We start from the raw sequence: 6,738 nt of genomic DNA on the forward strand, positions 1-6,738 counted from the left end.
GTTTCAGCCGCTCCAGGCTGCCCTCCATCGCTTCTTCGGCAAACGCAGCCGTTTCGGGAATGGCCATCAGCTCGTAGAACTTGGTGTTGCGCCCCACTTTGCGGAATGGAATCCCAGTCGATTCCAAGCTCAGGGTGACGGACAGGGGCGTATCCGCCGATGATGGACCTGCAACGATGTCGTAAGCGCCGGATTCGGCGAACCAGTCATGAATATTGGTATTGAAGTAGGCAAAAGCCCTTTGATTCAGCACAAAATGGACCGTCTTCGCTTCACCCGGCTGCAGATGAACCTTGGCAAACCCCTTCAGCTCCTTGACCGGTCTGACGACATGGCTCTCCAGCGGCTTGACGTACAGCTGCACGATTTCCTTGCCGGCAACCGCACCGGTGTTGCGAATGGTAACAGACACGTTGACGGTGTCGATATCCTTCATAGACGTTCGGTCAGCCCGGATATCCTCATAAGCAAAGGTTGTGTAACTAAGACCGTAACCGAATGGGAAAAGCGGCTCCTCTTTTTTCGCTTCATAATACCGGTAGCCTACGAACAAGCCTTCCCCGTACGTCACTTCGCTCATGCCCCCCGGGAAATTTAGGAACGCCGGCGTCTGTTCCAGCCGAACGGGAAACGTCTCCGCCAGCTTGCCGCTGGGGTTCACCTTCCCGTACAGCACGTCGGCCGCTGCGCTTCCCGTCGCCTGCCCGCCCAGATAGCCTTCCAGCACCGCTTGGACACGCGGAAGCCAAGGCATCGTCACCGGCGATCCGTTGGATAGCACGACAACCGTGTTGGGCTGCGCCGCCGCGACCGCCTCGATCAGGCGGATGTGCGAGGAAGGCATATCCAGCCGTGTGCGGTCGACGCCTTCGGATTCGAACGAATCCGGCAGGCCGGCGAAGATGACGGCCACGTCTTTGCTTTGCGCCAGCTTCACGGCTTCCTCGATCAAGCTGTCGTCGGCCTCGCCGCCTTTGAGCAGATAGCCCGGGGCAAACGCACAGTCAGCAGACATTCCCGCAATTGCATCAAACGGAGCGTCCATCCGGGTCGGAGTAATGTGCGAGCTGCCGCCGCCCTGGTATCGCGGATGCTTGGCGAATGCGCCAATGACGGCGACCGATTGCTCCGGCTTCAGCGGGAGCAGGCCTCCCTCATTCTTTAAGAGAACCATACAGTCCGCGGCCGCCAGCCGGGCAAGTTGGTGATGGGCTTCCGCATCGTAGGTGAAGCCTTCCTTTTACCGTCGTATCCTTTAAATATGACAGTGAGCAGACGGCGAACGGCCTCATCCAGCACGGCCTCATCCAGTTCTCCGGATCGAACGGCCTCTACGATCATCATGTCATGCTCCGGACCAACATAAGGCATTTCCAGCTCCAGTCCGGCCTTTAGTCCTTTCACCCGTTCGTTGATGGCGCCCCAATCGGTCATGACCAGTCCGCCGTGGCCCCATCTTTGCTTCAGCACCTGGTTCAGAAGATAATCGTTCTCCGAGCAGTAATCGCCGTTCACTTGGTTATAGGCGCACATCACGGTCCAGGCATCACCCTCGATGACCGGACCCTCAAAGCTGCGCAGATAAATTTCGTTCAGTGTCCGCTCGTCGACCACGGCGTTAATCGAGTTGCGCAGCGTCTCCTGATTGTTGGCTGCAAAATGCTTCACCGACGTTCCAACGCCTTGGCCTTGGACGCCTTTCACATGGCTCGCGCCCATTTCCGAGGACAGGTACGGATCTTCCGAGAAATATTCGAAGTTTCTGCCGCATAGCGGTGACCGCTTAATATTGACCGCAGGCCCGAGGATAATCTGCACGTCCTCCTGCTGGCACTCCTCGCCGATCGCGGCGCCGACCTCCCGGATCAGCTCGCGGTCCCAGGAAGAGGCCAGACCCGCTCCGCTCGGGAAGCAGGTGGCCGGTACCGTCTTGCTCGACATGTCCCCGGGGTTGGCCTGCTTGCGCAGGCCGTGCGGACCGTCCGTCATCACAATGGGCGGAATGCCGAGACGCTCAACCGGTTTGGTCTGCCACATATTCAGCCCCGAGCATAAGCTGGCTTTTTCTTCTAAGGTCATTTGAGAGATGATGTCTGTCAGATTTCGTTTCATGATACGCTTCTCCCCATTTCCAGATTGGTTGGATTACTTTCACCAGCGTGCTCCCCGATTCAGGCAGCGGCTTGAGCGCGGCCACCCCGGCACGACGCAGACCGCAAGCACGATATAGAAGAAGGACCAGCCGCCGATGTTCAGCAGCAGCGGTGCGATGGCCGGCACGATCGATTGCGGCAGCGCGTTGGCTACGGGCCGCGTCTTCCTGTTCGGAAGGATTCGCGAAACCAGTGCCATATCAACCGCCGTGAAACAGCCGAACCCGAGTCCCATCACGGCGGATGCTACGATAAATGCCGTGTTATGCGCGATAAAGGCATAGATGAGAATGGCTGCGATAATAATGAGTGCCGAGATATACAGGAACGGCTTTTGCTTGCGGAACTTATCGGATAAGACGCCGCCGAAAATACTCGTGATCGCCATCGCCACCATGGACACGATGTTGATGGTAGCCACGGCTGCGGTTGCAGCGCTTTCACTATAGCCCATGCGGTTAACCAGCATAACGGTCAGGTACAAGCTGCTGCAGTACCCCATCATTAACAGAAACTTGGATACGACCGCCCAGCTGAACGCCGGAAATTTTCGCGGATTTGGATATACTCTGCTCAACTTTTCGCCAAGCGTCATCTTTTCCTGCGCCATGTGTTCGATCTGTACTTTTCCGTCCTGGATAATAAACAGGCTGATGATAGGCCCCACGATCCCGATGGCCGCAAGCAGGCTCCATTTCGTCGTCGAGGAGGCGTCCGTCATGGCCGTCATCAGCACCATGCCCAGCGCCATAGCTACCGGTAACACGGTACCCAGCAGCCCGGAGATCGTTCCCTGCTTCTCTTCCTTCACCTGATCAGGAATCAGCGCTGTGTACGCGGCCATGCCGAAGTTGAAGAACAATTGGGCGATCGCCCAGCCGATGATGATCTGCCAGATCTGCGTGGACATTCCGACCCACAGCAGGGCGGCACAGCCAAACAGCGGGCCGAGCAGAATCCATGTGCGCCGGCGGCCGAAGGAGATGTTGGTCCGGTCGCTGATCGCTCCGCCTAGCGGGTTGCCGATTAAGGCAAAGAAGGCGCCAATCCCGGATACCAAGCCGTAGGAGGAGGTATAGCCGTTCGGATCGATTTCGACCATTTTAAAAGTTAATAGAAGCGTTGCAGGTGTCATGAGAGCCAGCATCATGCAGGCATATCCGAACATGATACCGAAAGTGAGCCGTTTGAATGGCGTGATCGTTTGACCGATAATTTTTGCTTTAGCCATATGGGTTGACCTCCTCATTGATTGAAAACGTTTACAAACCAATTATAAAACAAACCGCCCAGCTCAGGAGAGGCGGCGGTTTGCAGTCTTTTATGGCCATTTTTAATTCATTTGTAAGCGTTTCACTTCACACAGCGAAAATTCAGGTTAAAAATTGACACAACACCCGCGTCAAATGACCGGAATCAGCTCGACGAGCTCGACTGCGTGCGGTTCCAGGGTAAAGGTACAGGTCATATGGCGGTTCTCCACATCGACGTGGGTGATATGGCGACCGGGCTCTGATCTCTGCTTGATGTAATGCAGATCCTCCCCGGTCATGATAGACGGTGCACCCATTTCCACCCATACGTCAAAGCTGCTCCCGCTCGACCGGTTCAAGGATCGGCGGACGATTGTATACCTGCCGCTGTCTATTCCATCCAGCTGGAATTCCAGCTTGACGGTTCTCTCGTTTTTGAACCCGCTGTACCGGCTGGTCGGAGTTACGAACGAAGTATCCCCCAGGGCATACAGGTCATCGAAGTGGCAGTAATTGTAGCACAGAATCTGATAGGCATTCGCGCTCTTCGTCACAATATAGCCTTCGCCGCGTTCAATAAGCTGATCCCCCAGCTTGGCCAGCAGCTCGTAGGCATACATAGCCGGCTTCGGAATCCCGTATTGGGCGATCAGTCCCAGCCCACCGTGGAACAACGCAGGGGATGCCGACGTTTCTTCGATATTGTCGCTGAGCACCCAGTAGCCGAAGCCCTGAATCCGGTCGAGATTATCGATCAAATTTTTCGCAATGTATGCCGCCTTGTACAGCGTATCGTTGGTCAGTTCCCTGTGAAATGCCGTGGAATTGAATTCCGTCAGGTATATCTCGCGGTCCGACAGGCCTTCCTTTTCAAGAAGCTGCTTCTCCCGGGTCAGCATGTCCCGTAAATAATCCGGGTTCGGCGAAATGCCCCGGAACTCCTCCAGCAGGATGCGGTACGGCTCCAGTTTGCGAAGCTCGCTTTGTTCCTCATCCGGCTCGAAGAAGCCCTCGAGATTTTCATGCGGATAAAAATGGCACGGGATAAAGTCAGGCAGGCATTCCCGCTCCCGGCAAAAGGCAAAAAACCGCTCGCTGAACAAGTTGGAGCGAAGCGTTATAATCCGCCCTGGCGCCCCGATCAGCAGATTCCGCGAAATGTTCTTCATCGTATGGAAAGTTCGGGAATACAACTCGAAGTACTCTTCATCCGTTCCCGGCCAGTACACCTCGAGCTCCGGCTCGTTCCAAAATTCGAACATCCAGCTCTCGACCTCCGCCGGACCGTACCGGTTCATGCAGTGCCGGATAAAGCGGTCAATGAGCTCGCACCAGGTGTCGAGTGACTTTGGCGGGCTTGTATAGCTTCTGCGAAAATGAGCCCTTTNTCCGGATCGGCCGCGAGCGCGGACGGCATAAACCCGAGCTCCACAAACGGCTTCAGATGAATGGAGAGCAGAAAATCAAATAATTGGTCGACGAGCCGGAAATTGTAGGCGGGCTGCCCGTCCTCCCTCTCGTTGTAAACCATCATGCCGTCATCAAAAATGCCGTGAAAACGCAAAAAGCGAAATGGGCACCGCTCCTGAACGTAACGGAGCTGCCGCTGAACGTCGGCATGAAGTCCTTCCTTGGCTTTGCCGATCGTTGATCAAGTTTTTCCACGTATGCGATATCGCCTGCGTCCTCACGGCCGCATCCACCTGGCGGGTGAGCGTTTCCAACGAATGCACCTCCCTGTCGCCCGGCGATGCGCCCCGCTCCAGATATTGATTGATAATCCCAAGAGCGCTGGATTGATTGAACTCCATATAATTCGAAGTCGATTTTTCCTTCTTCTTTCCCGGCTCCGGCCGGTATTGTTTCCGATACTCGTTCGGCGTCACATGGTATCTGTTCTTAAACGCGGAATAGAACGACTTGGCGTTCGGAAAACCGTGAAACATGGCCAAGTCGGCGATGGGGATTTCCTCTTGGCGCAGCAGATCCTCGACGGCATTTTTTAACCGAATGCTGGTCAGATAAGCCTGAAAATTCAGTCCGATATTTTCGCTGAAAAATTTCGATAAATAAGGCACGGACAGAAACTCCCGGTCTGCGATGGACTGAAGGGTGATGGGCTCGCGGTAATGGTTATCGATATACGTAATAATCCGCAGCATCCGGTCCATGTACCGCTCACTGATACCGCCTTCGGACAGCGGAACCTTGAACTGCTTGACCAGGATGGAAAGAATGCCAAGCATCGCGGCCTGCATCTCCAGTTCGTACGTCTCTGTCTGCTTGTATTTGAGCTGGACCATCTCGGCAAGCAGCCGGCGCAGCCGGGAAACGGCATCGCGGGATTCTGGCCCGGCCTTACTGGCCTGAAATGCAAAGGAAAAGCCCTCAAAACCTGCAATATGCTCTTTCAAATAAGCGGTTGGAATTTGGTAGGTGGCAATAATGTTCATGTCCAGGCCAATGACCTCATGGACATGATGCTGGTTAATCAGCAGCACATCCCCTTCCTTGAGCGTATGGCTGACCGTGTCGATCGAAACCTCAAGCGTTCCCCGCAGCACAAAAATGATCTCAACGCTGTTATGCCAGTGGCTGGGCACGTAATTCACACTATGCAGGGATACGTCAAACGGAAGGCTGTCATCGATCTCGAGCAGCTCAAAAACTGAATTCGCCATACTTGCGCGGCCTCCTTAACGCATCATTAGACCTAATTATAGCAGATGAAGTTAGTTCATAAGTAACGCTTGGTTTCTGACTATGGCAGATGGGTTGTCAAAAGGCCTTGCTGACGGATGCCGATACGATAATTTTCTCTTCCTCTGCTGTATAAATTTGTTAATTCTCCCGGTCCACAGCAACTTTTATCCCTTTATACCGTCTGGAATATGTATCCAGATATACAAGAAAGGGTTGAGATTTCTGATGAACCACAAATTTACGTTGTTTGCCGTGTGTGCGATACTGTGCGGATCGCTCAGCGCCTGTGCCGATTCTTCGGATTCAAATCACGTTACTACAGGGTCTGCGCCAAGTAGCTCCAGCACTTCCGGGCAGCAGCCTTCCGCCGATTCGGCCGGTCAATCCGGGACGAACGGTTCCCTGCAAGCGGCCGTAATTCCCAAAGGAGGCGGGAAGATCGCCGCGGAAAAAGCGCTGTATGAAATCTATTCCAGGACAGACATTGGCGATGAGGAGAAAGTGGCTCAAATGATGCGGCAAATTGCAGGGATCAATTGGACGACGTATAACCGGATCAGCGGCCATCAGTCGCTTGAAACCGTTGAGTATCTCTATAATCACGCAGATATGATCGCAGTCGGAGATTA

Annotated in this window: 6 protein-coding genes and 1 pseudogene; 1 reads left to right on the plus strand and 6 read right to left on the minus strand. The window is 54.4% G+C overall.

Features of this window, described 5'->3' with window-relative positions; all coding sequences use genetic code 11:
* From CPT76_RS41415 to CPT76_RS39675, 6 genes are all read right to left on the minus strand, one after another.
* A partial coding sequence (locus CPT76_RS41415; RefSeq protein WP_308737582.1) for a glycoside hydrolase family 3 C-terminal domain-containing protein occupies window positions 1-1,174 on the minus strand: 1,174 nt, incomplete at its 3' end.
* The gene (locus CPT76_RS41420) at window positions 1,162-2,112 is read right to left on the minus strand and encodes a glycoside hydrolase family 3 protein (RefSeq protein ID WP_308737583.1); all 951 of its coding nucleotides are present in this window, start codon (window positions 2,110-2,112) and stop codon (window positions 1,162-1,164) included. The genes CPT76_RS41415 and CPT76_RS41420, both read right to left, overlap by 13 nt.
* Window positions 2,113-2,151: 39 nt before the next feature.
* Entirely contained in the window at window positions 2,152-3,384 is a 1,233-nt protein-coding gene (locus tag CPT76_RS14180; RefSeq protein ID WP_258168435.1) for an MFS transporter, read from the minus strand.
* Window positions 3,385-3,555: 171 nt separating this feature from the next.
* The gene (locus tag CPT76_RS39665) at window positions 3,556-4,704 is read right to left on the minus strand and encodes a GH39 family glycosyl hydrolase (protein WP_374954645.1); all 1,149 of its coding nucleotides are present in this window, start codon (window positions 4,702-4,704) and stop codon (window positions 3,556-3,558) included.
* A complete protein-coding gene (locus tag CPT76_RS39670) occupies window positions 4,701-5,051 on the minus strand; it encodes a GH39 family glycosyl hydrolase (RefSeq protein ID WP_258168628.1) in 351 nt (116 codons plus the stop codon). Before CPT76_RS39670 ends, CPT76_RS39665 begins: the two co-directional genes overlap by 4 nt.
* Window positions 4,948-6,087, minus strand: coding sequence for an AraC family transcriptional regulator (locus tag CPT76_RS39675; RefSeq protein WP_258168436.1), 1,140 nt, complete (start codon window positions 6,085-6,087; stop codon window positions 4,948-4,950). The genes CPT76_RS39670 and CPT76_RS39675 overlap by 104 nt, the downstream gene beginning before the upstream one ends.
* 247 nt (window positions 6,088-6,334) lie before the next feature.
* Between CPT76_RS39675 and CPT76_RS37380 the strand changes: the two are divergent.
* Window positions 6,335-6,738: pseudogene (locus tag CPT76_RS37380) on the plus strand (hypothetical protein); the annotation flags it as partial.

Origin of the sequence: Paenibacillus sp. AR247 (assembly GCF_002968895.1) — a bacterium.
In the GTDB taxonomy this organism is placed as follows: Bacteria; Bacillota; Bacilli; order Paenibacillales; family Paenibacillaceae; genus Paenibacillus_AQ; species Paenibacillus_AQ favisporus.

Bases quoted from the DNA above. Each gene is read 5' to 3' on its own strand.
- CPT76_RS41420 (WP_308737583.1), bottom strand. From the start codon at position 2,112: ATGAAACGAAATCTGACAGACATCATCTCTCAAATGACCTTAGAAGAA.
- CPT76_RS39665 (WP_374954645.1), bottom strand. From the start codon at position 4,704: ATGAACCGGTACGGTCCGGCGGAGGTCGAGAGCTGGATGTTCGAATTT.
- CPT76_RS39675 (WP_258168436.1), bottom strand. From the start codon at position 6,087: ATGGCGAATTCAGTTTTTGAGCTGCTCGAGATCGATGACAGCCTTCCG.
- CPT76_RS14180 (WP_258168435.1), bottom strand. From the start codon at position 3,384: ATGGCTAAAGCAAAAATTATCGGTCAAACGATCACGCCATTCAAACGG.